General features: G+C 46.2%; 1 protein-coding gene. It reads right to left on the minus strand.

Features of this window, described 5'->3' with window-relative positions:
* Positions 1-720, minus strand: a 720-nt coding sequence (locus A3738_RS31745; RefSeq protein WP_197474120.1) for a hypothetical protein, incomplete at both ends; no start/stop codon positions are given.

A 720-nucleotide genomic window follows, 5' to 3' on the forward strand; every position in this document is an offset into this window, starting at 1 on the left:
TGAGACGGGTTACCGATCTCACTCTGTGCACGAAGTTCTTCCAGAATTTCATCAATTACCCACTTACGCCCCCAGTAAGCTGCTTCTTTTTCAAATTCAGTAACGGTAAAACGAGTACGTGAATGCGCACGATCTCGGTCTAATAAAGGAGATTGAGCGTTATCGGTAGATGACGTTTGATAATCGAGCGGCAAACCCGTTATACGCGCGTCTGAAAATGCAGCACTTGAATTCGCAAACTCTTCTGCCTGAGCAGCCATCTCTTCATATTCCGGAGAGAGCTTTTGATCGCGCGGATACAATCCGAATACTAGAATCTCGTCTTTGCTTTTAAGCTCAATATTGTACTCAGAGCTTGGGTCAGCGAGTGCGCGATCCATTCTGAACGACAGCACTTTTAAGGTTTGTTGGGGCGGCAAATAACGCTTAATTAAGCCATAACGTAAATCAGAACCTGGCTTGAGTTGATCTACGGAACTAATCACGTCTGTCAGGCGCATTCCGTCTTTGAAGCTTTGTACACCAGGGCGATATACATGACCGCGCAGAGCAATCGTGTCTTCGACTTTTTCGAGGACTGAAGGAATGCGCAATATGTCGCCCGCTTGCGCTGGATTCGCGTTTAAGTCTTCTGCTTTGGCCGATACATTCAATACGGTTCGCTGATCAACATCATTGATACGCTCTAACGTACTCTTCTTTGGATAGGCCGAAGGTTTT

Source organism: Oleiphilus sp. HI0066 (assembly GCF_001635725.1).